Origin of the sequence: Streptomyces niger (assembly GCF_000718305.1) — a bacterium.
In the GTDB taxonomy this organism is placed as follows: domain Bacteria; phylum Actinomycetota; class Actinomycetes; order Streptomycetales; family Streptomycetaceae; genus Streptomyces; species Streptomyces niger.
The window spans coordinates 304,835-327,129 of sequence record NZ_JOFQ01000002.1; the positions used below are offsets into that span (position 1 = coordinate 304,835).

Below are 22,295 nucleotides of genomic sequence, written 5' to 3' on the forward strand. Positions count from 1 at the left end.
TATGAGTGACGGAAACACGCCACCGCACGGCGGCTTCGGCCCCGCGGACCAGCCACCTCCGGGGGGAACGCCGCCGCCCCCTGCGGGTCCTCCTCCGGGCGCCGCCTACGGCTACCCGGGGCCCGCTTCGCCGCCGCCGGGCCCGCCCGGATACGGCTACCCGCAGGCAGGCGGCTTTCCGGGCCAGGCGGGCGGTCAGGGCGGTTACGCCCAGCCCCTTATGGTGATCGGCGACATCACCGTCACCGGTGACGGCATCATCACGCCGGCCGGCCAACTGCCGCTCAAGGGCGCGGTGTGGACCGTCACGGACATGTCGCGCACCGAGGAGAAGATGCCGACGTACGCCATCGTGCTGGCCGTCGTCTTCTTCATCTTCTGCTTCCTCGGCCTGCTCTTCCTCCTGATGAAGGAGAAGACGACCACCGGGCACATCCAGGTGACGGTGAACAGCGGCGGGAAGTACCACTCGACGATGATCCCGGCGACGCACGAGAGCGTGGCGTACCAGGTCGCGCAGCAGGTCAACTACGCGCGTTCGCTGAGCGTCTGACGGTCGCCCGGCACAGCACAGGGCCCGTACCGCGGTGGCGGTACGGGCCCTGAGCGTGAGGCGTGGCGTGCGATCAGACGCGCTGGCGGCTGAACCAGGCCGAGCCCTCGGCGCGGGCCAGGAACACGATGATCAGGACGCCGGCGGCGAGGCTGAGCAGCGCGAAGATGTTGAGCATGAGCAGGCTGATCACGCTGAACAGGGTCAGGAGCGACGCGTAGACGATCGCCGAGATCCGGATACCGTTACCGCCGGTCGTGAACTTCGCGGCGGTGAGGATGGCCCACAGAGCCAGCGCAAGAAGCACGATGGCACTGCCGATGGCTATGCCCATGCCGAAGCTGGACGCCTTCTCGAGGTCCGCGCTGTTGCTGTACGGGGAGTCGGCGGCGTCCGACACCGAGGAGCTGATGACTGCACCGGCGATGACCGTGCCGATCGCACCGAGCACCTGCAGGCCGCCGAGAATGAACAGGATGATGCGCGCGGCCTTGACGCCACCCGGCATCGTCTGCGGCGCGCCCGGGTAACCGCCGCCGTACGGCTGCTGCTGCTGGGGGTACGCCTGCTGCTGCGGGTAGCCGTAGCCCTGCTGGGGCGGGACGCCCTGGGGGGCCTGCTGGGGGTAGCCGTAGCCGGGCTGGCCCTGGGGAGGCTGCTGGCCGTAGGGGTTGTTCGGGTCGCCGGCGGGCGGCGGAGGGTAACTCACGGAAGGCTTCCTTCGGGCGGGGACTGTGGCGGGCCGACGGTTACGACGGGAAGCCACCTGACCGCCCTCGCAGCCGCGTTGCTGCGTGAGCTGTGAAGAGTGCTTGGTGTTCTCCCCCGAGCGTGCCGCTTTCGCATTCGGCCCCTCCTGCGAACGCAGCACGTATCGCAACATCGTGAAGTCCGGATAAAGGCTTTGTCCAGCCGACGAGGGGTACTGGTCGTCGGCTGATCCCGATATGTGCTCTTCCTGTTACCGAGACCGGACCGGACTGTGGTCCGTTCGCGACAACCACAGTGCTTCTACGCGCGTCAACCCCCGAACCGGCCCCTGATTGGTACGCGGGCCCGGTCATCCGGGAGGATAGGAGCCATGAGCGCCCAGATTCTGGATGGCAAGGCCACCGCCGCCGCGATCAAGTCCGACCTGTCCGCCCGCGTGGCGGCGCTGAAGGCGAAGGGTGTCCAGCCGGGTCTGGGTACCGTCCTGGTCGGCGAGGACCCCGGCAGCCAGAAGTACGTCGCGGGCAAGCACCGCGACTGCGCCGAGATCGGCATCGCGTCCATCCAGCGCGAGCTGCCGGCCACCGCGTCCCAGGAGGAGATCGAGGCGGTCGTCCGCGAGCTGAACGAGGACCCGGCCTGCACCGGCTACATCGTCCAGCTGCCGCTGCCCAAGGGCATCAACGAGAACCGCGTCCTGGAGCTCATCGACCCGGCCAAGGACGCCGACGGCCTGCACCCCACCAACCTCGGCCGCCTGGTGCTCAACGAGGCGGCACCGCTGCCCTGCACCCCGAACGGCATCCTGCGCCTGCTGCGCCGGTACGGCGTCGAGATCAAGGGCGCCGAGGTCGTCGTGGTCGGCCGCGGCGTGACCATCGGCCGCTCCATGCCGCTGCTGCTCACCCGCAAGTCCGAGAACGCCACCGTGACCCAGTGCCACACCGGCACCCGGGACCTGGCCAAGCACCTCAAGGAAGCCGACATCATCGTGGCGGCGGCCGGCTCGCCGCACCTGATCAAGCCGGAATTCGTCAAGGAGGGCGCGGCCGTCCTGGACGTCGGCGTCAGCCGGGACGAGCACGGCAAGATCGTCGGCGATGTGCACCCCGGCGTGCGCGAGGTGGCCGGCTTCGTCGCCCCCAACCCCGGTGGCGTCGGCCCCATGACCCGCGCCATGCTGCTGGTCAACGTGGTCGAGGCCGCCGAGCGCGCGGCCGCCTGAGCCGCGGGGCCACGACGTACGGACGACGGAAGGGGCAGCGAGCGCATGAACGCCGGAGCACATTCGGACGGGGTGTCCAGGCCGCAGCGGTTCACCCGGCGCTTCCCGCTGATCACGAAGGACACGGCGCGCCCGCAGGGCGGCGGGCGCGCGGCGCCCGGTGACGCGCCCGCGCCGGTCCGGCAGTGGCCGCTGCTCACGGTGATCGGCGGGGTCGCGCTCGGACTGCTGGTGCTCGCCTTCGACGCCTTCCGGGCGGGCACCCTGCTGATCGGGCTGGCGCTGCTGGCCGGTGCCGTGCTGCGGCGTGTCCTGCCGTCCGTCGGCATGCTCGCCGTGCGGTCGCGCTTCACGGACATGGCGACGTACGGTGGGCTCGGCTTCGTGATCGTGATGCTGGCGCTCATGATCCAGCCCAGCCCCTGGCTGTCGCTGCCCTTCCTCGACGACATCGTGCACTTCACGGTGCGCTGAACAGCGTCCGGGCGCCCGGAACGGGGGCGTCCGGACGTGCGCGGCGCGCGCAGACGCGTGTCCGAACCGTGAACGCTTTTCCGCCCTCCCCCGCCGGGAACTGGCATCCTGACGAGTGGCATCCCAATGGATAGCCGCAGCAGTTCGGGGGGATAGGGGGAGGCAATGCCTCGCTGGAGGGCGCTACCGGACGAACTCGATCCGCAGGTGAGGGAGTTCGCCGAGCAGTTACGCACGCTGGTGGAGCGCAGCGGCCTGAGCATATCGGCCGTCGCGGACCGTACGGGCTACAGCAAGACGTCCTGGGAGCGGTACCTCAACGGGCGGCTGCTGGCGCCGCGGCGCGCGGTGCTGGCGCTGGCCGAGGTGACCGGCGCGCACACCGGCCACCTCACCACGATGTGGGAGCTGGCCGAACGCGCCTGGAGCCGCGCGGAGATGCGCCACGACGTCACCATGGAAGCGATACGGGTGGCCGAGGCGCGGGCCGCGCTGGGGGAGTTCGGCCCCGCGCCGGCGACGGCCAAGAAGTCCGGCAAGCGGTCCGCCGCCAAGGGCGCCGCCGCGCCGTCCGCCGCCCCCGCCCCCGCAGGCCCGTACGAGACGCCGGTGGCCCCCTACGAGACGCCGGCGGCCGCGACCAAGATGCCGCACCAACGCGCCCCGGGCACCTCTTCCGGCGCCTTCCCGGCCACCCCTGCCGCGGAGTCCCAGGCGGCCCCCGCGACCCCGTCAGCGACCCCCTCAGCCCCGCCAGCGGCCTCCTCGGCGGCCCCCTCAGCCCCGTCGGCGGCCGATTTCGCGGATCCGGGGCCCCGCCCCGCGCCCGCCGGACCGCCGTCGTCCGCCGCGTACGCGCCGCCCTCGTACGCGCCTGACCCGGCGCACGGCGCGGACTCGCCGTACGGGCCGGACCCGCGGTCGGTCAGCGCGCCGCACGACAGCGAACGCCGCCGCCGCATCACCATGTTCGTGACCGGGGTCGTCGGGGCGCTGCTGCTCATCGCGGCCGCCGTACTGCTGCTCGGCGGCGGCGAGGGCGGACAGCAGGCGAAGCCGGCCCCCGCCACGCCCACCGCGTCCCAGGAACCCGCACTGCCGGCCGGCGTGAAGTGCTTCGGTACCGGCTGCGCGGGCAAGGACCCCGAGGAGACGGGATGCGGCGGCGACCAGGCCACCTCGCCGTCCCGCGGGGTCATGGGCGGCGCGCTGATCGAGGTCCGCTACAGCAAGGTCTGCGGCACCGCCTGGGCCCGCATGACGGGCGGCGCGCAGGGCGACCGGGCCACCGTCACCTCCGGCGGCCGCACGGAGCAGGCGACGGCGGGCCGGGACGGTTCGGCGTACACCGCGATGGTGCCGGTCAGCGGTCCGCCGGAGAAGGTCAGGGCGTGCGGGACGACCGACGCGGGCTACCAGAGCTGCACCACGCCGCGAGCCGCGCGGAGCGGCGGTCCGTCCACGGCCGCCACGCCTTGACCGGCGCGCGGCGGGGACGCCGCGCTGGGCCATTCGGGGCGTACCGCGGAACCGGGGGCATGGCCCGGCGGATTCGGGGCAGGCGACCGGTCGGCCCCCCACGGGCACGGCACCACCCGGCGGCCGTTCGCGCTCCCCCTCCTTGTCGCGAACGGCCGCCCACCCCTGCCGCGGACCGGCCGCGCATCCTCGGACGCGCGACCGGCGACCGGCGGGTGACGGCCGGTGAGGAGTCACACACCGGCCTGTCACCGGAGGCGCGCCGCCGTCCGATAGCCTGACGCCCGGGTCTCTTGATACCGAGATACATCGAGGCGTCGAGGGGCTCCGTATACATGGGCAGGAACACCCACCGCCCACCGCAACCATGGTGGCTCTGGGGCTTGCCCCCAGAAGAACTCGCCGCAGGAGATCGCCATGACCCGCACTCCCGTCAACGTCACCGTCACCGGCGCCGCCGGCCAGATCGGCTACGCACTCCTCTTCCGCATCGCTTCCGGTCACCTGCTCGGCGCCGACGTGCCCGTCAAGCTGCGGCTCCTGGAGATCCCGCAGGGCCTGAAGGCCGCCGAGGGCACCGCGATGGAGCTCGACGACTGCGCCTTCCCGCTGCTCCAGGGCATCGAGATCACCGATGACCCGAACGTCGCCTTCGACGGCGCGAACGTCGCCCTGCTCGTCGGCGCCCGCCCCCGTACCAAGGGCATGGAGCGCGGTGACCTGCTGGAGGCCAACGGCGGCATCTTCAAGCCGCAGGGCAAGGCCATCAACGACCACGCGGCGGACGACATCAAGGTCCTGGTCGTCGGCAACCCGGCCAACACCAACGCGCTGATCGCCCAGGCCGCCGCGCCGGACGTACCGGCCGAGCGCTTCACCGCGATGACCCGGCTGGACCACAACCGTGCGCTCTCGCAGCTCTCGAAGAAGACCGGCGTGCCGGTCTCCGAGATCAAGAAGCTCACGATCTGGGGCAACCACTCCGCGACCCAGTACCCGGACATCTTCCACGCCGAGGTGGCCGGCAAGAACGCCGCCGAGGCCGTCAACGACGAGAAGTGGCTGGCCGAGGACTTCATCCCGACCGTCGCCAAGCGCGGTGCGGCGATCATCGAGGCCCGTGGCGCCTCCTCGGCCGCCTCCGCCGCCAACGCCGCCATCGACCACGTCCACACCTGGGTGAACGGCACCGCCGCCGGCGACTGGACCTCCATGGGCATCCCCTCGGACGGCTCCTACGGCGTGCCGGAGGGCATCATCTCCTCCTTCCCGGTCACCACCAAGGACGGCAAGTACGAGATCGTCCAGGGCCTGGAGATCAACGAGTTCTCCCGCGCCCGCATCGACGCCTCGGTCAAGGAGCTCACCGAGGAGCGCGACGCGGTCCGCGGCCTGGGCCTGATCTGACCCTGACGGACCACACAGCGGCCGTGCGGTCCACCCCTCGCGGGTGGGCCGCACGGCCGTGCCGTGCCCCGGGGCCGACGGCCCGCGCGTGGACTCACCGCTGAGCGGGCCCCCGCTGCCGCTGGTCGGTCCGCAGATGACGGGGTTGCTGGTGCCGCTGCGCCAGTTCACGTGCCGACGAGGCCCGCTCCACGCGCAGCGAATGCACCCGTGTCGCGTCGAGGCCCGAGCGCAGCCGGGCGGCGCTGCTCGTCGGCATGCGGCCGGCCCGCGCGGTGTCTGCTTGCAGCTGTGACCGCAGGGCGCTGACCCGCGCCATATGGCTGCTCAGCTGCCCCGGTGTCATATCGGTCACAGACACGTGCGTGGCGGCCAGCACGGTGGCGGGATGGGCGGGAATGGGCACGGCACCGCTGCCCCTGCTGCGCCGGGGGTCGACACCGACCGAGCGGAGCGCCGCGGACTCGGCACGCCGGCGCTCGCCGTCGGACGGCCGCTGCCGTGCCGCCGGCCCTGAAGCGGCCCGGTAACGCCTCTCGGCCGGCGTCATGCGCGTGCGCCAGGTGACCGTCCCCGAGTACTCGTTCACGTAGACGTCGACCCTGGCGCGCGGTGAGCGCTCACGCGCCGCCGCTGTCCGCTCGCGCTCCGCCTTGGCGGGCTGCTCGGCCCGCTCACGTTCCTGCTGTCCGAGCCGGTTCCGGCGCGGCTGCTCGTCCGCGGGCCGGGGCCCGTGCTGTGGTGTGTGCACCCTGGGGTCCATCGCCTGTCCTCCGCGGCAGCCCCGGCGGGTCGAGTTCACGGGAAGACGCGACGGCCGGGACGCCGCGCTGCCCGAGTTGCGGGTTCGTTGCCTATGCCGGTGGCTGTCCCGGGGGAGCGACATGCTGCGCGAGCCGGGTCAGCCTCTTCTGAGCCGCCTCGATCTTGTCCCCGTCCGCAGCGGCCGGGCCGCCGGGCCGGGCGAGTTCGATCCACGTATTGATCAGCTGCTGCCCGTAGACCAGGCCCTGCTGCGGGTCCCTGATGGACGACCAGGCCTTGGCCGCGCGCATGAACGTGTCGTAGGCGGTCGGGTCGTTCTGCTTGTACCGATGGTCGAAGACGTCGAGGTAGATGGCCACGGACTTCACGCTGTCGTGCGCCAGGTAGGCGATGTGCGCGAAGAGCTCCTGCAGGTGCAGCACGTACGGGTGCCCGACGCCGAACTCCTGCACCGCGGTGCTGAGCGCGCTGTTCGCCGTGGCCGCGGCGAACTCCAGGCGCCCGAGCTGGACGGCGTCATTGATGCGGGTGACGGCGTCCGCGAGCGCGGGAGGAATGCTGGGCGGCGCGGTGGCCCCCGGCCTGGGCGCCGGCTGCTGAGCCGGCACGCCGTGCCCCGCCGACGGTCCGTACGCGGCGGGCGCGGGCTGCGCGGGCTGCCCGGCGGCGGCCGTACGGGGATCGGCGACCGGCACGTGCTGAGCCGGCTCCGGTATCCGCTCCACCGGCTGTCCGGTGGGTGCCGCGCCCTGCTGCTCGATCTGCTGCGGATGCGGCCGCGCCTGCGTTTCGGGGGCCGGGGGCGGGGGTGGGGCCGGAGCGGGCGCCGGCATCTGCGCCTGCGCCTCTGCGGGAGCGGAGCTCTGCCCCTGCGCCTGCGGGGGAGCGGAGCTCTGCGCCTGTGCCTGCGGGGGAGCGGAGCTCTGCGCCTGCGCCTGCGGGGGAGCGGAGCTCTGCGCCGGTGCTGCTGTCGACGCCGCTGCCGGCGGTGCCACCTGCTCCGGCGCCCCGGCGAAGTGGCTGGAGCCGTCCGTCTGCACCTCGATCGGGGTGAGATAGCCACTGCGAGCGTCGTGCACCAAGGCCCGTACCGGGTGCCCGGTGGCCATGGCCAGCCGGTACAGGTAGTTGAGCACCGCATCGTGCAGCGCCTCGTCCCCGGCGGGGGACACGGGCATACCGCCGACCGTGCAGTCACCGTTCTCGGTGATCAGCACTTCGAACGGAGTCGGCGCCGGCTGCTGGCCTTGCTCAGCAGCCGGTTTCCGCTCACTGCGGCGGAATCTTGGCATATCGCACTCACTCAGGGTCTCGCCGTGGACATGAACTTCGAGCTGTCACTCAGCGGTTCATCAGTGGCCCCGGCCACGGCCATTGTTGTTGTTCTGCTGGGGCAGCTGCCGCGGGCGCGCGGTGTTCTGCTGCGCGGCCGGCCCCTGCGCCGCGGTGTTCCCGCTGTTCTGCGCGTTCCCACGGGCAGAACGCTGGCGCGCCAGACCGGCAGCCGGATTCACCGCCTGCCCCGACGCACTGGTTTGCGTGCTCGATTGCGTACTCGACGCCGACTGAGCCTGCGTGCTTGGCGCTTGAGCACCCTGCCCGGGCAGCCCGGTGGTCGTGGCCTTGACTCCCCCCTTCATCTCCGCGAGTTGAGCTACGGACATGTTCTGTTGCGTGGCCGGGTTCTGCGTGACAGAACTGGCCGGACTCTGGGCTGAGTTCGGAGCGATCGCATTGGCGCGCTCACGCACGGCGGCGAGGTGGTACTCCTGGGCGATGCCCTGCAGCTCGACCCGGGCGAAAGGTGGCGCCAACTGCTCGTGCCCGTCGGGAATTTCAATCGGCAGTCTTTCACCGTTGACTTCGCGGCACGTCTGGTACCGCTCGTTCTGCAGCTGGTTGGCCGCGTCAATGTAGGGGCCGGCACCCGTCAGGCCGAACTCAGCCTTGAACGTCCCGGACCTGGAGAGTTCGTACAGTGCATGGTTCTCCATCTTCACTCGGAAACTATCCGGGGTGTGAAGTTGGAGTTCGATGCGCTGACCGGATCCGGGGTGCTCCCAGGCGCTGTTGATGCCTTTGTAGACGGGATCGGTCCACGTGTTCTGCGCCTTTATTTCTTCGAACCCGCGGGCTCGCAGCTCCTGGAACGTTTCCTGTACGCCGCGCGTGTACGACTGGGCCTCGAAGAGCAGGGTGTACCGATTGAGATCCTTCATGTCGGCGAGAACATCCGCCGTGCTCTTTGCGAGGTCCTTGTCGAGCTCACGGGCGACTTTGCCACGCAGGGATTCCAGCGTTTTCAGCGAATAGTCGACTTCGGCCACCCCGTCGGACAGACGGTCGCCGGGGAGCTGGCTCCCCCGCTCGTTCGTCCGGTCACGGATCTCCCGCATCATGGTGTCAAAGGCAGGCCGCATAGCCTCGGCCTGCTGCCAGGCAGCCTGCACAAGTGCATCATCCGCGGCGGACAGCGTCAGATGCGCTTCGCCCTTCTCGGCGCTCCCCCGCCAACCGATCTGGTCGTTCACAGCGCTGTGGCACCCTGTACGCCGAGGAGCCTGAACAGAATGTCATCCGCTTCTCGCGCGGTGATGGGTACCAGCGGTGACGCGTCGTGCGGCCCCGCATTGTGGAAGTCGAAGATTGCCTCCGTGGGCACCCACGCCCTGCCTCGGCCGAACACCTCGTCGCGTCCGGTTTCCATGCTGTACTTGCGGCGTACGACACCGCGAGCGGTTTCGCTGGGCCGCTCGTCCGGTTCAGGCTCGTCGCGGTACACCGCCCAGTACAGGGCCCACCGCCCGCGGTCCGCCGCCAGCTCCACGGCGCGCTCGGACGGCACCGGCGTCAGTGCCTGCGACTTCGGTCCCCTCGACACCTTGTGGCTCGGTCCGGCCGGGTGCCATTCCCAGTCGAAGAAGGACAGGTATTCCCAGTCCTCGGTGACCACAGGTCGCCGCCACAGAATTTCGATGGTGCGATGCACCCACGGCTCTTCATGGGCCTCGATGAAGTACTCGTATTCTGCCGTCATTCTTTTCTCCATCGTCGTCGTGAAGTGAGTCGGAAAGCGGATTCTCAATCCTGCCCCGCCGAGGACGGTGGCGCGCTCGGGACGACCGCTGCCGGGACCGCGTCGACGCGGCTGACCTGCCAGTCGCCCTTCGTGCTGGTGCGGACGAGCGTGACGAAGGCCTGTACCCGCGGGCCCACGCCCTTCCAGTCGTCGCGGCCGGTCGCCGTGCCGGAGACGGAGATCTGCCGGTGGGCCTTGGTGGGCGTGTCGGCCGGGGCGTCGCCGTCCACCTCCAGGTGGAGCTTCACCGTGGTCCACGCCTTGTGCTTCGCCCAGGTGTTCCACTCGTTGCCGGCCCCGGCCGCGGGCCGGTAGCTGCGCTCGTCCTTGGCCTTCTTACTGGTCAGGTACGGGATGGCGCGCAGGATCGCGTCGTGGGGGCTCACGTCGTACTTCGTGTCGTAGCTGTAGGCCACCAGTGCCCACGCCTTGGCCACGGCCGTCGCGTCGTGGCGGTCCGGCTTCGGCGGCTCGGGCACGTGCGCGTCGGGGCCGAGCGGCGAGGCCGACGGCAGCGGGGCCTTCTCGGCGAACGTGGGCTGCGTCGGCTTCACCTTCTGCTCGGGGCGTTCGAGACCGGGGAGCCCGCAGCCCGCCAGCGCGGCCAGGCTCACGGCCACGGCCGCGGCCAGGCCCGCCCGCCGCATCATGCCGGCGGCCGCCGTCATGGTCTTCACCTCGAACCCCCGTTTCCCAGTGTCGCCGTCACTTCTTGAGCCCCAGCCACGGGGCCGGATCGACGTAGTTGCCGTTCACCTGCACCTCGAAGTGGCAGTGTGCACCCGTGGAGAAGCCCGTGGAACCCACCGCCCCCACCTGGTCACCAGTATTGAGCTCCTGCCCGACATGGACGTTGATGGCGGACATGTGGTTGTAGGTGGTCGACACCTTTTTGCCGTCCATCGTGCCGTGCGAGATCACCACGCGGTTGCCGTACCCCGTCGACCAGCCGGCGAAGGTCACCTTGCCCTTCAGCGCCGCGCGCATCGGGGTGCCCATCGGGGCCCCGAAGTCGATGCCGGTGTGGAGCTTGCGTACGTGCAGCGTCGGGTGCATGCGCATGCCGTAGGGCGAGGTGACCGGCGGGTTGCCGCGTACCGGCATCGCCATCTTCTGCCCGGCCGGAATCTCGGCGCCGCCGCCGGTGGCCTGCTCGTATTTGGCGATCAGCGATTTGATGCGTGCGACGTAGGCCGTTGTCTCGTCGTACGGCGGCATGCCGCCGTATTTCTGGACCGCGCCGGGGCCGGCGTTATAGGCGGCCAGCGCCAGATCCAGGACGTTCCCGCTTTTCGCGTACGGTTTGATCTGTTTCGCCAGCGCGCAGTCGTAACGCCCCTGGGCCATGATGGCGTCCCCCGCGTCGTACGGGGAAATGCTGCCGCTGTGGTCGTCGTCGCGGCCCCAGGTTTTCCAGGTGCCGGGCATGAACTGCGAGAGGCCTTCGGCGCCCACGGGTGATACGGCCTTTGGGTTCCAGCCCGATTCCGCCTCGATCTGCGCGGCGATCACGGCCGGTCCGATCTCGGGGCATTGTGCACCGGATTTGAGAACCCACGGCACGTATTCTGCCGGTACCTGCTTGCTGTTGAGAGATCCGTTGCCGCCGGTCGGCAGGTCTGGATCATCCTCGCCCCCACCGGCCATGCCCATGAACAGGACAACAGGTGCAAAAACCACAGCGACCGCACCGCCGATAGCCCATGCGACCGCGCCTCCGCCCCGTGACATGCATCCCCCCGTGCTTGCAGATCCCTGGGTAGCGCACACCTTAGCGCTGCTGGCATCATGCACCACGCGGGTATCGACTGAACCAACGTCATCCCGTTGCGCAACGCCGACTTGGGTGGCCAGTAAGCACCACGGCCGCCCGAATGGGTCGGAAAAGTTGGTTTTACGGGGGAGAAGAACGGTGCGGGGGAATGTGGGAGAAGTGCCCTTCGGGCCCGAAATCTGGGTCCGTGGGCCAGTGGTCGGCGAGGGAGACGCCTCGTCCGCCGAACGCCAGGCTGCGCCCGAACAGCAGGCCACGCCGCAGCAGTTCTCCTGGGTGAACGTCCACGGCGGCGCCGGCGCCACCACGTTGGCCACCCTGTTCGGCGGTGCGGACGTCGGTCAGCGTTGGCCGGACCCGTCACGAGGCGAGCCCGCCACGCTCCTGCTCGTCGCGCGTACGCACGCGGCGGGGCTGACCGGGGTGTCGCAGACGCTGGACCTGTTCCGTCGTGGTGAACAACCCACGGGGCTCCAGATCGGGGCGGTCGTGCTCGTCGCCGATGCTCCCGGACGACTGCCGCGCGAACTTCAGCAGCGGATCAAGATCTTGGGGTCCGCGGTGGCCGTGCACCGTGTGCCGTGGATCGCGGCTTGGCGCACCGGCGCGAAGCTCGATGGCTCGATCCCCCGTGAACTCCTGTCCCTGGCGCGCCTTGTCGGGCACTCCGTTCAGTAGATGTGAGGCAACTGTGACGACATTTCTGGCTGCGGGACCGCCTGCGAACGTGACGGGCCCCATCAACACCGTGATGGGCATGGTGGCCTGGGTGGCGACCGCGGCGGGTGTCATGGGGCTGCTGATCGTCGGGGCCAAGATGGCGCTGTCGATCCGCCAGGGCGAGGGGCAGGAGCACATGGTCCAGCTCGGCACCGTGCTCGGAGCCTGCGTCATCGCGGCCACCGCGGGCCCCATCGTGAACTTCATTCTTTAGCAACCGAACTCACCCGTGAGCATGCGCGCTTGCTGGTGAGCTGTGAATGCGCGGGCGGGATATCGCATCTCGTACCCCGTCGACTCGAAGCACTCGTGGGCGCGGGCGCGCGTCCCGGAAAAAACGAAATAAGGAGAAAGCCGTGAAGATGACAGACGTGTACCGATACCTGGCTGACGGGGGTGTCCCGCAGCCGAAGAGCGACGCCCCGCCGGAGCTCACCTCGAAGGTGGACACGGTGCTCGGCATCGTGGCCTGGGCGGGCACCGCGGCGGGTGTGGCGGGTGTGCTCATCACCGGCGCCATGATGGCGATGTCGATGCGCCGGGGCGAGGGCTCCGAGCACATGGGACGCCTCGGAATGGTGCTGGGCGGCTGTGTCCTCGTCGCCACCGCCGGACCGCTGGTCAACTTCGTCTTCTGACGAAGCGAAAGGGAGTCAACCCATGGGTAAGCGTTCCGGGGCCAGTGGCGAGTGGGAGAAGCCGTTCTGGCAGCAGCGAGGCTGGATCATCTCGGCGGTGTTCCTGCTCGCTGTGGTGGTACTTGCCGTCTTCGCGCTCGTGACACGCGGGGGCTCGGACCCGGCACCGAGTGACGATTCGCCGTCCCATGCCGCGCCGTCACCGACCAAGGACGGCGGTGGCGATGCCGGTGCCGATGGCCGTCCGGCCGGGTGCAAGACGGACGACAGTGATCAGGAGAAGCCGACGAAGGCGCCGGCCGACATGCTGTGGAAGAGCTACGGCAGTGTCCCGGTACCGGTCTCGGAGACCTATGGCCCGAAGAAGTTCGACGGCAACGTGTGGTCGTGCTACTCCCACAGCCCCATGGGCGCCGCCCTCGCGGTGAACGCCATCACGGACAAGCTGCCGTATCCCGGGTGGCGTGACGTGGTGGAGAAGCAGTTCGTCCCCGGCGCCGCGCGCGACAAACTGATCAGCGAACGGGCCAAGGAGAAGGACGACCCCCGTAACAGCACTGCGGAGTCCGGGGGCAACTTCTACGGGTTCTCCGTCCTGACGTACTCAAAGGAGCAGGCCACCGTCCAGATCCTGCTCAAGATCGGTGACGAGTACGCCACGAGCTCTGTGTCACTGAAGTGGCTCGACGGGGACTGGAAGGTCGACGCGCAGCCGAACGGCTCCCCCTACAGCGGGTTCTCGCAGACGTCGGGTCCTGAGGGTTTCGTGAAGTGGGGCAAGTGACATGGGCTTCGGGAAGTGCATCGCACACCCCGTCAACTGCGGCAAGGACGCCATCAGTTGGGGAGCAGACAAGGTCGCCGGCGGCGCTGAATCCGTAGCGAAGTCCGCCTTCGGTGGTGCCGTACGCGCTTTTGCCGAAGCCATCGGCAACGCCGTCGACTCGGTCATGCACGCCTTGAACGGCATGTGGATGTCGGTGGACGCCCAGGGCGCCTACAGCGGGCACAGTCCGATCAACAAGATCCAGGACCAGCTCAACTGGCTCGTGGGCTACGTTGCCGTCGCTTCCCTGCTCATTGCCGCGATCCGCATGGCGCTGGACCGTAAGGGCCAGTCGATGCAGCAGGCGTTCCACGGTATGTGGCGTGTGGTCCTGGTGGCCGGCGTGTCGGTCACCGCCATGCAAGCGCTCACGGTCGCTTCGGACAACTATGCCGGGTACATCTACAAGCAGGCCCACATCGGCAAGAACGGTGCGCAGCTGGTCGGTGCGCTCGTGCCGATGGCTGCGACCAGTCCCGGTCTCGTCATCATCCTCGGCCTGCTCGCGGTGCTGGCGGTCACGGTCCAGATCATTCTCATGTATCTGCGTATCGGTGTCCTCGTGATGCTGGTGGGCACCCTGCCGCTGTCCGCTGCCGCCTCGATGACGGGGTGGGGGAGCGGCTGGTGGAAGAAGCACATCGGCTGGCTGGCCGCCTGGCTGCTGTACAAGCCCGCTGCCGCGCTCATCTTCTACGCCGGTACGGCGATGACCCAGGACACCAGTGACCTGAACCAGATCATCGCCGGCCTGGGTGTACTGATTCTGGGGATCTTCGCGCTGCCCGCCCTGCTCAAGCTCGTCGTCCCGGCGACCGCGGCTCTGGGGGACACCTCCGGTGGTTCCGTGGCCATCGGTGCCGCCAACAACATCGCGACCGGTGCCGTCAGCATCGCCGGCGGCAGCGTCGGCGGTGGCGGTGGCGGCGGTGGTGCCGGAGCGGGCGGTGGCGGTGGCGGTGGCGCCTCCAGTGCGCCCAAGGGCTCGCCCTCCAGCGGCGCTGGTGCGTCCGCGGGTGGCGGTGGCGCGGCCGGTGGCGGTGCGGGGGCTGCCGGGGGCGGTGCGGCGTCGGCCGCAGGCGGTGCGGCGACGGCCGGTGCCGCGACGGCCGTGCAGGCAGCCGCAGTTGCCGTGCAGACCGGCGTTCAGGCAGCCAGCGAAGTGGTCAACTCCCTCGGCGACAACGACGGCAACAAGGGACACAACGAGTAGTGGGCCCACGACGCAGGCCCGCCCCGGCCGCACCGGCTGACGCCATCCCGTCGGCTGCGGCCGGGGAAGGGGAGCGCACCGTGCTCCCCCGCGTCGCAGGGACTCTTTGAAAGGAATCGCATGGCTTCCGAAGTCGCGCGTCCCACGTACGGGAACTGGCGGCGCCCCAGAAGGCCGGGGCTGGGACCGCTCGGCCTGCTCGGCACGGTCGCCACGTTCGGCGGGCTGGTCGTCGTCCTGCTGGCGTCCCTGATCTCGCTCATGGCCGCGATCACCGTGCTCGTACCACTGTTCCTGGTGGTCGCGCCGGTAGCCGTCCGCACCGTGGACGGCCGGAACATCTATCAGCTGCTCGCAGTTCGGATCGGTTGGATGCGCAGGAAGTCCAAAGGCTCACACATCTACGTCTCCGGTCCGCTGTCGCAGCGGCCGGGCGGGCGCTTCTCTCCTCCCGGGCTGCTGGCCCGGGTGAAGATGCGGGAGGGGAGGGACGCGTACGACCGGCCCTTCGGCGTCCTGCACCACCCCGGGCGCAACCTCTACACGGTGGTGCTCGCCTGTGAGCCCGACGGTGGCTCGCTGATCGACGGCGAGCAGATCGACATCTGGGTGGCCTCCTGGGGCGACTGGCTGGCCAGGCTCTCCCACGAGCCGGGCCTGCGGGGCGCGTCCGTGGTGGTGGAGACCGCGCCCGACACGGGGACCCGGCTGGCCGCCGAGGTGCTGCCCCGGCTCTCGCCGACCGCGCCGGCCGCGGCCCGTGCGGTGATGGAGGAGGTCGTGGAGCGTTATCCGTCCGCGTCCTCGGAGATGCACACCTACGTCACCTTGACGTACGGGACCGTGGGCACTCGCCGTGACCCCGAAACCGTCGTCACCGACCTGGCGATACGCCTGCCCGGCCTGCTGTCCGGTCTGGTCGCCGCGGGCGGCGGCGCCGCCTACCCGCTGTCGGCCGAGCAGATTGCGGAGACCGTACGCGTCGCGTACGACCCGGCGATCGCGCCGGACGTCCTCTCCGCACGCGCCGAGAACAAGTCCACCGGGCTCGAATGGGAGGACGCCGGGCCGGCCTCGGCCATCGAGTCGGTCACCTCCTATCAGCACGACTCCGGGGTTTCCCGCAGCTGGCTGCTCACCCTCGCGCCGCGCGGGACCGTGCGCTCCAACGTGCTGCGCGGCCTGCTGGAGCCGGCGCCGGGGACGCGGCGCAAGCGGGTGTGCCTGGTCTACCGCCCGATCGACCCGGCCACCTCGGCGCGGATCGTCGAGTCCGACCGGCGCAACGCCCACTTCACCGCCTCCTCCGGGAGGGGCCTGGTCCAGGCGCGTGCGTCGAACGAGATGCGGGCCGCCGAGCAGACGGCCGCCGAGGAGGCCTCGGGTGCCGGTCTGGTGGAGTTCTCGCTGATGCTCACGGTGACGGTCGACAGCGAGGAGCAGCTCGCCGACGCCGCCACGACCGTACGGAACCTCCAGGCGTCCTCGCGCGTGCTGATGCGCCCCGCGGACCGTATGCAGGCGTCGGCCTTCACCTGCACGCTGCCCGTCGGCATCCTGCCCTGGGAGCACACGCTCATCCCGCGCGAGATCCGGGAGGCGTTGTGAGCAAGAAGAAGCCCCAGGCCCGCGCTCCGCGCACGCCGATGGCGCCGGCGCGTGGTTGGTACGGTCCCGGCGGCGGCCAGGTCGCGCACATGGACCCGCCGACGATGTGGCGCGCCACCACCGTCCAGGCCTGCGGCCTGTGGCCCTTCGCGGCCGGCTCCGGCGCCCCCATGACCGGCGTGCCGCTCGGCCAGCATCTGCACACCGGCGCGACCGTCTGCGGCGACCCCATCTCGTGGTTCACCCGGGCCCGGTACATCTCCAACCCGTCCCTCTTCATGCTCGGCATGCCGGGCCTGGGGAAGTCGACACTGGTCAACCGCATGCTCATCGGCCTGGCCGCGACGGGTGTCGTGCCGCTGGTCCTGGGCGACCTCAAGCCGGACTACGCCGACACGGTGCGGGCGCTGGGCGGCCAGGTCATCTCCATCGGCCGCGGGGTCGGCGGCATCAACGTCCTCGATCCCGGCGCGATGGGCGAGGCGGCGGACCGACTGGGCGGCGAGGCCGGGCGGGCGCTCACGTCCGAAGCGCACGGCCGCGTCCTCAACATGGTCGCCGCGCTGATCACCATCGTGCGCGGGCAGCCGATGGGCGACCACGAGATGTCGGTGGTCTCCGCATGCCTGCACCATCTCCGGGAACGGACGCCGACGGGGCGTGCGCCGCTCCTGCCCGACCTGCTCCGGGTACTCGACGAGGGCCCGGACCGGGTACGTGCCGTCACGCTGGACCGCGGTGACATGTCCCGCTACCGGGAGGCCGTCGACCCGCTGCACCGATCGCTGCTGGGCATCCTGGACGGTCCGCTGGGCTCCACCTTCGCCTCGGAGACCTCGACCCGGATCAACCCCGACGCGCCGGCGGTGTGCATCGACATCTCGCGCATCGGTGAGGCGGACACCCAGCTGACGGCCGCGGCGATGCTCGCGGCGTGGTCGGACGGGCTCGGCACGGTCGCCGCCGCGCACGCCCTCTCCGACGCCGGACTGGCGCCGCGGCGCTGGTTCTTCACGGTCCTCGACGAGCTGTGGCGGCCGCTGCGCGCGGCGTCCGGCATCGTGGAACGGATCGACGCGCTGACCCGCCTGAATCGTTCGCTGGGCCTCGGTGACGCGAAGATCACGCACACGCTGAAGGACGCGGAGGCGCTGGGCAGCGAGGCAGACCGGGCCAAGGCGCGGGGCTTCGTCGAGCGGGCCGGGATGGTGGTCTGCGCCGGTCTGCCCAAGGCGGAGATGCAGGACCTCAGCAACATCGTCGGGCTCTCGGAACGCGAGATCGATCTGGTGTCGTCCTGGTCCTCACCGCCGGGCTGGGCCGGCACCGGCGGGAACGAGGAACCACCGGGCCGTGGCCGCTTCCTGATCAAGGTCGGCGGCCGGCCCGGCATCCCGATCCGGGTGGCCATCACCGACACCGAGCGCGAGCTCCACAACACCAACACCCGTTGGGTCGGGGCCGGAAATCCGGTGGAAGACATAGGGGCACGGGGATGAGCAAGCCGTACACGGGGGGACGGAAGGGCGGCACGGGAGCCGATGATGTGCTCCCCTGGGTGATCGTCGCCGTCGCCGCCTTCTGCTTCCTGGCCTTCTTCGGCGCATGGTTCGGCGGCACGCTCGGCGCCGCCGTGTCCGGCGCGGGCTGGAATCCGCCGCCGTTCTCCCTGAGGTCCATGGTCGACCTCGTGCAGCAGGGCCCGTCCGCGCTGTGGCCGGACGCCCCGGTGGGCGCGGTCGTCGCGGGCATCGTCGTGCTCTTCCTCCTGGCGATCCTCCTGATCGTTCTGCTGATCACGGCGGTCCGTCGCCGGGTGGCCAAGCCGAAGGCGCTGGCCGGGAAGCGGGAGCTGGCGGTGCTGCTCCCCAAGGAGGCGGCGGCCAAGGCCCGTTCGCTGCGCCCCTCGCTCCCGAAGACGGGCAAGCTGGACCCCGACGACACCGGCAACCTGCTGGGCAATCTCGAACCGAACGGCCCGGAGCTGCGTTCCTCGTACGAGGACGTGGAGCTGCACCTGATGGCGCCCCGGTCCGGAAAGTCGACCGGGATCGCCGTCCCCCGTACGCTGCGTGCCCGCGGCCCGGTGATCCTGACGTCCAACAAGGCCGACGTCTACACGGTCACGAAGGCCGAGCGGGAGCGCGTCGGGACGGTGTGGACGTTCGACCCGCAGGGCATCGCCCACACGCCGCGCACCATGTGGTGGGACATGCTGGCGGAGGCGTCCACCATTGAAGGGGCCATGCGGTTGGCCGGGCACTTCGTGGGCGCGGTCAACGACGACGCCTCGAAGAAGGACTTCTGGATCTCCGCGGCCCAGAACACCCTGACCGCGCTGCTGCACGCCGCGAACCGTGGCGGGCGGCAGGTGACCGAGCTGCTGGGCTGGCTGGCCGATCCGGCCGACCGCACGCCGATCGACCTGCTCAACGACGCGCAGATGCCGGCGCTCGCCGCGCAGCTGCAGGGCACCATCCAGGGTGCGGTCGAGACGCGGGACGGCATCTTCGAGACGGCCCGGCAGTGCGTCTCCTGCCTGCTGGACCCCAGGATCTCGGCGTGGGTGACCCCGGACCCGAAGGTCGCGCAGTTCTCGCCCCAGCGGCACGCGCTCAGCCGCGACACCCTGTACCTGCTCTCCAAGGACGGCGGTGGCTCGGCCGCCGGGGTCATCGCGGCCCTGGCGGACTCGGTGATGCGGGCGGGCGCCGTCGCGGCGGAGCGGCAGGGCGGCCGGCTGGACCCGCCGATGACCGCGGTGCTGGACGAGGCGGCCAACGTCTGCCGCATCTCCGATCTGCCCGACCTGTACTCGCACTTCGGCTCGCGCGGCATCAACGTCGTGACGCTGCTGCAGAGTTACCGGCAGGGGAGCCGGGTGTGGGGCGAGGCGGGCATGGACGCGCTGTGGAGCGCCGCGACCATCAAGCTGCTGGGTGCGGGGCTGGACGACGCCGACTTCGTGGAGAAGGTCTCCAAGCTGGTGGGCGAGCACGACGTGAGCACGGTGAGCATCTCCCGCAGCAAGGACGGCCGGACGCGTTCGACGTCGTACCGGCAGGAGCGCGTGATGCCGGTCGACCGGATCCGCGCGCTGCCGAAGGGCACGGCGCTGCTGCTGGCGACCGGTATCCGGCCTGCGCTGATCCGGCTGCGGCCGTGGTTCAAGGAGCCGGGCGCCGAGCGCATCCAGGCAGCGGCGCAAGCAGAGTCGCAGGCGATGACGGCGCGTGCGGCGCAGATCGTGATGGAGAAACCGTGACGGCACAGACGTTCGACGGCGGGGTGGGCGGCGCCGAGATGCAGGCCCCGCCCTTCATCCTCTACCTGGAGGGCGACGAGTACGCCGAGGAACTGCGGAGCCTCGCCCTGTGGGTCAACGGCCTGCTCGTACCGGTCTACGGCCGCGAGGCCCGCTCCCAGTCGCCGTGGTGCCCGCGCTGGTGGGAACACGCGGAGGCGGTGGCCCGGCTGCACGCGTTGTGGCTCGCGTGGCAGGAGCTCACCGACCCCGCTTCGGGGGCCAGTGGGCCCGCGGTGTGGCACCGTGATCACCTCGGCCCCACCATGCTCGAACTGCGCGACCCCGCCGGCCCGTTCGCCGGCTGCAAGGCCGGGGCGCACCGGGCGAAGGCCGCACCGGAGGTCGACGCGTACGACGGGTGACCGGGTACGGGAGCGAGGGGGCCGGATGCGCCGGACAGACCTGAGTCGGATCGCCGCGACCGTCCACAGGGTCGCGGGCGGGGCATCGGTCGCCGAGGTGCGGGAAGGGCAAGCCGGCGGCGTCCTCATCGAGCTGCGGCACGGCGGACGCACCGTCGTCGTGGAGAACGCGCACGGCCTGTGGCGGGTGTCGGTGGGCTCGCCGGCGAGCGGGGAGTCCACCCCGCCGAGAGCCCTCTTCGCCACGCTGGAGGAAGCGCTCGCCGTCGCCGCGCACCTGCTCCACGAGGAGGAACACGGCCCGGGGCGGGCGGCCGAACCCGCTTCCCGGCTCCGGCCGGATCCGCCTTCCCGTCCCCCGCCGCCCGTCGCGGCCCGTACACCCCGGCGGCGCCCACCGGGCCCGTCACGATTCCGCTGACCGAGTCATCCGATGAAGCGAGGACGTTCGTGCGTAGCGCAAAGGCGCTGTTGAGTGTGGTGTTGGCCGGAGCGGTCCTGGCCGGGTGCGGCAGCGGGAGCTCCACCCCGGCGAAGGAGACCGGCAAGGACGGGAAGAAGGAGCAGGGCGGCGCGACGGCCGAACCGATCACGGAGATCACCGCGCCCTCCGGCTACAAGAGCCGCGAGGGATGGCAGCAGAAGCTCACCTGGCTCCCGGAGAGCGCGAAGGCCGTACCGGTGGCGGTGGCGCCGCAGTCCGACCGGGTCGCCTACCTGACAGTGATCGACGAGACCGGTTATGCGGTCCAGGTCAGGAACGCCGCCACCGGCACCGTCGAGTGGACCGGCAAGCCGTGGAGTCCTCCGACGCCCCTGTCGGAGGTGAACGAGGCCAGCTCGTTCCAGAGCGATGAGCCGGAGCTGCCCGGTGTGACGACGGTGCACCAGGGTGACCGCGATTACGTGGTCGCCTGGGGCCACGGCGTCCGGGGGAGGGACGAACTGAACAGCGGCAGGGAGGTCGTGGAGCTGGAGATCTTCCCCGTCGACGCCTCCGGCAAGAACGTCACCCCGGCGCACCGGGTCTCCGTGCCCCTCAAGAACGACGACAGTGACCCCATCGTCAGCGCCGATCCCGACGACCTTCGGGTCCGGGACGGCGGCGCCGGGCTCCTCATCACCTGGGACGGCTACACGACGTACGGCGCCTCGGTGGACATGGAGACCGGCAAGGTCACGAGCTACGGCAACGGGACCGGGCTGGGTGTCGACTGCGACGGCGACAAGTGTCCGGCTCGGGTCGCGGCGGTCGGCGCCGACGGCCCGGTCGCCTTCAACGACCTGAGGGGCGGCTTCGAGGCGCCGGGGCAGTGGAGCAGCCAGGACGTGATCCCGGACGGAGCCTCCGCCGGTCCCCTCCGCGCGGACGGCAAGCGCAACGGCGAAGTGGTCGGCGTGATCGGCACCCGTCTCGTCGCCCGATGGGTCCCCGAGGGAGAGGACTCATCGGACGACAGCATCTGGTCCGTGCACGACACGAAGACGGGCCGTATCCAGGCGAGCACCGCGTGTGCTGACCCGGACTACGATCTGGGGAACGGCCCGGACGATCCCGTGGTCGTGGCATCGCCCAGCGGCCGGTACGTGGCCTACGGTCCCGTCCTCTTCGACACCCGCGACCGCAAGGGCACCTGCCTCGCGGGCGACGAGAGCCGCAAGAGCGTCCTGATCCGTGCGATCCGCGACGACGGCACCGCCTACGGCGGCGTGCCGTCCGCCGACACGGAAGGCACCGTCGCCGAGGTGCGGGCCGCCGACGGAACGGTCGAGGCCCTGCCCATCGGTACCGAGCTGCCGCTCCAGGCCCTGAAGAACTCGGGGCTCTTCGTCACCCGGAACAACGGCGCGGGACTGCTCGTCACCGGACTCAGGAGCCGCTGAGCGGGCTGCGAGAACGTGCGCGGACCCCGCCCACTACGCCACCACGTTTCCCCCCGCTCGAACCCGGTCGCCAGGCGGTGACCCCCGGTGACCGGACCTGTACGGGCGACGCCGGGGGCGGTCGTCGAGCCGGGCAGTGCGGGTGGGGCGTTAGCACCCCGCTGTATAGCGCACGCATCTGCCAAAACAGGGCAAAGGCTGCCATTTCCTTAGCGGTTCCGTGACACCGGTCACCTTCCGTGAAGTTTTGCGCATGAGGAGCGGATAAAG

General features: G+C 70.6%; 23 protein-coding genes. 16 read left to right on the forward strand and 7 right to left on the reverse strand.

Features of this window, described 5'->3' with window-relative positions:
- Nucleotide 1: 1 nt before the first annotated feature.
- Nucleotides 2-553, forward strand: a complete 552-nt coding sequence (locus IF20_RS39815; protein ID WP_052863746.1) for a hypothetical protein — start codon at nucleotides 2-4, stop codon at nucleotides 551-553.
- A 73-nt stretch (nucleotides 554-626) separates the two neighbouring features.
- Here the strand turns inward: IF20_RS39815 and IF20_RS05160 are convergent, their stop codons facing one another.
- A complete protein-coding gene (locus IF20_RS05160; RefSeq protein WP_052863747.1) occupies nucleotides 627-1,262 on the reverse strand; it encodes a hypothetical protein in 636 nt (211 codons plus the stop codon).
- A gap of 372 nt (nucleotides 1,263-1,634) precedes the next feature.
- Between IF20_RS05160 and IF20_RS05165 the strand changes: the two genes are divergently transcribed.
- The 4 genes from IF20_RS05165 to IF20_RS05180 all read left to right on the forward strand — a co-directional run bounded on the left by IF20_RS05165 (nucleotide 1,635) and on the right by IF20_RS05180 (nucleotide 5,849).
- Nucleotides 1,635-2,489, forward strand: a complete 855-nt coding sequence (locus tag IF20_RS05165) for a bifunctional methylenetetrahydrofolate dehydrogenase/methenyltetrahydrofolate cyclohydrolase (RefSeq protein WP_052863748.1) — start codon at nucleotides 1,635-1,637, stop codon at nucleotides 2,487-2,489.
- 45 nt (nucleotides 2,490-2,534) lie between these two features.
- A complete protein-coding gene (locus IF20_RS05170; RefSeq protein ID WP_052863749.1) occupies nucleotides 2,535-2,963 on the forward strand; it encodes a DUF3017 domain-containing protein in 429 nt (142 codons plus the stop codon).
- Nucleotides 2,964-3,128: 165 nt separating this feature from the next.
- Nucleotides 3,129-4,442: a helix-turn-helix domain-containing protein gene (locus tag IF20_RS05175; RefSeq protein ID WP_052863750.1), complete on the forward strand. Its 1,314-nt coding sequence runs from the start codon at nucleotides 3,129-3,131 to the stop codon at nucleotides 4,440-4,442.
- A 417-nt stretch (nucleotides 4,443-4,859) separates the two neighbouring features.
- Nucleotides 4,860-5,849, forward strand: a complete 990-nt coding sequence (locus tag IF20_RS05180; protein ID WP_052863751.1) for a malate dehydrogenase — start codon at nucleotides 4,860-4,862, stop codon at nucleotides 5,847-5,849.
- 94 nt (nucleotides 5,850-5,943) lie between these two features.
- Here the strand turns inward: IF20_RS05180 and IF20_RS05185 are convergent, their stop codons facing one another.
- The 6 genes from IF20_RS05185 to IF20_RS05210 form a co-directional block, all read right to left on the reverse strand.
- Nucleotides 5,944-6,612, reverse strand: a complete 669-nt coding sequence (locus IF20_RS05185) for a hypothetical protein (protein WP_052863752.1) — start codon at nucleotides 6,610-6,612, stop codon at nucleotides 5,944-5,946.
- Nucleotides 6,613-6,703: 91 nt separating this feature from the next.
- On the reverse strand, nucleotides 6,704-7,792 hold the full coding sequence (locus IF20_RS05190; protein WP_199896496.1) for a hypothetical protein: 1,089 nt from the start codon (nucleotides 7,790-7,792) through the stop codon (nucleotides 6,704-6,706).
- A 174-nt stretch (nucleotides 7,793-7,966) separates the two neighbouring features.
- On the reverse strand, nucleotides 7,967-9,145 hold the full coding sequence (locus IF20_RS05195; RefSeq protein WP_052863754.1) for a hypothetical protein: 1,179 nt from the start codon (nucleotides 9,143-9,145) through the stop codon (nucleotides 7,967-7,969).
- Nucleotides 9,142-9,651 carry a hypothetical protein gene (locus IF20_RS05200; protein WP_052863755.1) on the reverse strand — a complete coding sequence of 170 codons (510 nt, stop codon included), beginning with the start codon at nucleotides 9,649-9,651 and terminating at the stop codon, nucleotides 9,142-9,144. The genes IF20_RS05195 and IF20_RS05200 overlap by 4 nt, the downstream gene beginning before the upstream one ends.
- 44 nt (nucleotides 9,652-9,695) lie before the next feature.
- Complete coding sequence (locus tag IF20_RS05205) at nucleotides 9,696-10,361, reverse strand: hypothetical protein (RefSeq protein WP_052863756.1); 666 nt, start codon at nucleotides 10,359-10,361, stop codon at nucleotides 9,696-9,698.
- Between the two features lie 37 nt (nucleotides 10,362-10,398).
- On the reverse strand, nucleotides 10,399-11,346 hold the full coding sequence (locus IF20_RS05210; RefSeq protein ID WP_234426509.1) for a peptidoglycan DD-metalloendopeptidase family protein: 948 nt from the start codon (nucleotides 11,344-11,346) through the stop codon (nucleotides 10,399-10,401).
- Between the two features lie 280 nt (nucleotides 11,347-11,626).
- On the opposite strand from IF20_RS05210, the gene IF20_RS05215 reads away from it, so the two are divergent.
- The 11 genes from IF20_RS05215 to IF20_RS05265 all read left to right on the forward strand — a co-directional run bounded on the left by IF20_RS05215 (nucleotide 11,627) and on the right by IF20_RS05265 (nucleotide 22,025).
- A complete protein-coding gene (locus tag IF20_RS05215) occupies nucleotides 11,627-12,145 on the forward strand; it encodes a DUF6668 family protein (protein WP_234426510.1) in 519 nt (172 codons plus the stop codon).
- 49 nt (nucleotides 12,146-12,194) lie between these two features.
- Nucleotides 12,195-12,401, forward strand: coding sequence for a hypothetical protein (locus tag IF20_RS05220; protein WP_234426511.1), 207 nt, complete (start codon nucleotides 12,195-12,197; stop codon nucleotides 12,399-12,401).
- Between the two features lie 148 nt (nucleotides 12,402-12,549).
- Nucleotides 12,550-12,825: a hypothetical protein gene (locus IF20_RS05225; protein WP_052864046.1), complete on the forward strand. Its 276-nt coding sequence runs from the start codon at nucleotides 12,550-12,552 to the stop codon at nucleotides 12,823-12,825.
- Nucleotides 12,826-12,847: 22 nt separating this feature from the next.
- Nucleotides 12,848-13,609: a hypothetical protein gene (locus IF20_RS05230; protein ID WP_052863760.1), complete on the forward strand. Its 762-nt coding sequence runs from the start codon at nucleotides 12,848-12,850 to the stop codon at nucleotides 13,607-13,609.
- A 1-nt stretch (nucleotide 13,610) separates the two neighbouring features.
- Entirely contained in the window at nucleotides 13,611-14,864 is a 1,254-nt protein-coding gene (locus IF20_RS05235) for a hypothetical protein (RefSeq protein ID WP_052863761.1), read from the forward strand.
- Nucleotides 14,865-14,984: 120 nt separating this feature from the next.
- Nucleotides 14,985-16,472: an SCO6880 family protein gene (locus tag IF20_RS05240; RefSeq protein WP_052863762.1), complete on the forward strand. Its 1,488-nt coding sequence runs from the start codon at nucleotides 14,985-14,987 to the stop codon at nucleotides 16,470-16,472.
- A gap of 38 nt (nucleotides 16,473-16,510) precedes the next feature.
- Nucleotides 16,511-17,971: an ATP/GTP-binding protein gene (locus IF20_RS05245; protein WP_234426535.1), complete on the forward strand. Its 1,461-nt coding sequence runs from the start codon at nucleotides 16,511-16,513 to the stop codon at nucleotides 17,969-17,971.
- A complete protein-coding gene (locus IF20_RS05250; RefSeq protein WP_052863763.1) occupies nucleotides 17,968-19,737 on the forward strand; it encodes a type IV secretory system conjugative DNA transfer family protein in 1,770 nt (589 codons plus the stop codon). Before IF20_RS05245 ends, IF20_RS05250 begins: the two co-directional genes overlap by 4 nt.
- A 38-nt stretch (nucleotides 19,738-19,775) precedes the next feature.
- Nucleotides 19,776-20,141, forward strand: a complete 366-nt coding sequence (locus IF20_RS05255) for a DUF4913 domain-containing protein (protein ID WP_052864048.1) — start codon at nucleotides 19,776-19,778, stop codon at nucleotides 20,139-20,141.
- A 25-nt stretch (nucleotides 20,142-20,166) separates the two neighbouring features.
- Entirely contained in the window at nucleotides 20,167-20,562 is a 396-nt protein-coding gene (locus IF20_RS05260) for a hypothetical protein (protein ID WP_052863764.1), read from the forward strand.
- 29 nt (nucleotides 20,563-20,591) lie between these two features.
- Nucleotides 20,592-22,025, forward strand: coding sequence for a hypothetical protein (locus IF20_RS05265; protein ID WP_199896498.1), 1,434 nt, complete (start codon nucleotides 20,592-20,594; stop codon nucleotides 22,023-22,025).
- The last annotated feature ends 270 nt before the right edge of the window (nucleotides 22,026-22,295 follow it).

Coding starts and splice junctions, on each gene's coding strand:
- IF20_RS05230 (WP_052863760.1), top strand. CDS start 12,848: ATGGGTAAGCGTTCCGGGGCCAGTGGCGAGTGGGAGAAGCCGTTCTGG.
- IF20_RS05190 (WP_199896496.1), bottom strand. CDS start 7,792: ATGCCCGTGTCCCCCGCCGGGGACGAGGCGCTGCACGATGCGGTGCTC.
- IF20_RS05255 (WP_052864048.1), top strand. CDS start 19,776: ATGCAGGCCCCGCCCTTCATCCTCTACCTGGAGGGCGACGAGTACGCC.
- IF20_RS05200 (WP_052863755.1), bottom strand. CDS start 9,651: ATGACGGCAGAATACGAGTACTTCATCGAGGCCCATGAAGAGCCGTGG.
- IF20_RS05225 (WP_052864046.1), top strand. CDS start 12,550: ATGACAGACGTGTACCGATACCTGGCTGACGGGGGTGTCCCGCAGCCG.
- IF20_RS39815 (WP_052863746.1), top strand. CDS start 2: ATGAGTGACGGAAACACGCCACCGCACGGCGGCTTCGGCCCCGCGGAC.
- IF20_RS05180 (WP_052863751.1), top strand. CDS start 4,860: ATGACCCGCACTCCCGTCAACGTCACCGTCACCGGCGCCGCCGGCCAG.
- IF20_RS05170 (WP_052863749.1), top strand. CDS start 2,535: ATGAACGCCGGAGCACATTCGGACGGGGTGTCCAGGCCGCAGCGGTTC.
- IF20_RS05260 (WP_052863764.1), top strand. CDS start 20,167: ATGCGCCGGACAGACCTGAGTCGGATCGCCGCGACCGTCCACAGGGTC.
- IF20_RS05205 (WP_052863756.1), bottom strand. CDS start 10,361: ATGACGGCGGCCGCCGGCATGATGCGGCGGGCGGGCCTGGCCGCGGCC.
- IF20_RS05250 (WP_052863763.1), top strand. CDS start 17,968: ATGAGCAAGCCGTACACGGGGGGACGGAAGGGCGGCACGGGAGCCGAT.
- IF20_RS05235 (WP_052863761.1), top strand. CDS start 13,611: ATGGGCTTCGGGAAGTGCATCGCACACCCCGTCAACTGCGGCAAGGAC.
- IF20_RS05245 (WP_234426535.1), top strand. CDS start 16,511: ATGGCGCCGGCGCGTGGTTGGTACGGTCCCGGCGGCGGCCAGGTCGCG.
- IF20_RS05185 (WP_052863752.1), bottom strand. CDS start 6,612: ATGGACCCCAGGGTGCACACACCACAGCACGGGCCCCGGCCCGCGGAC.
- IF20_RS05175 (WP_052863750.1), top strand. CDS start 3,129: ATGCCTCGCTGGAGGGCGCTACCGGACGAACTCGATCCGCAGGTGAGG.
- IF20_RS05165 (WP_052863748.1), top strand. CDS start 1,635: ATGAGCGCCCAGATTCTGGATGGCAAGGCCACCGCCGCCGCGATCAAG.
- IF20_RS05210 (WP_234426509.1), bottom strand. CDS start 11,346: ATGGGCATGGCCGGTGGGGGCGAGGATGATCCAGACCTGCCGACCGGC.
- IF20_RS05240 (WP_052863762.1), top strand. CDS start 14,985: ATGGCTTCCGAAGTCGCGCGTCCCACGTACGGGAACTGGCGGCGCCCC.